Source organism: Brevibacillus sp. SIMBA_040 (genome assembly GCF_046535075.1).
Classification (GTDB): domain Bacteria; phylum Bacillota; class Bacilli; order Brevibacillales; family Brevibacillaceae; genus Brevibacillus.
The window spans coordinates 1-255 of record NZ_JAWRXI010000295.1 but is presented as its reverse complement, the minus strand read 5'-3'; the positions used below and the strand labels follow the sequence as shown (position 1 = coordinate 255).

Genomic DNA, 255 nt, shown 5'->3' with positions numbered 1-255 from the left:
AATGCGGAATCTATATCAATATTGTATTTTCTTAAAAGGTCATTCATTTCTGTATTCCCTTTATACTCATCTACCATTCCAAAGTAATGAAAATAAACAAGCTTATTTTTCCTGATGTCCGCTTTAGCTCTTTTTGTTTCTGCTTGACAGGTAGAATCCCAATATTTTTTTTCTTCTTCAATCCATTTGGCTCTTTCGATATAAGTTGAATCGGAAATTGTATCAGATTTTGTCTTATAGAAAGATTCTGACTTG

The 255-nt window shown here is 31.0% G+C and carries 1 protein-coding gene; it reads right to left on the bottom strand.

Annotated features, from left to right (window positions below; translation table 11 throughout):
- On the bottom strand, positions 1–255 hold a 255-nt coding region (locus SB752_RS32895; protein ID WP_410719579.1), incomplete at both ends, for a hypothetical protein.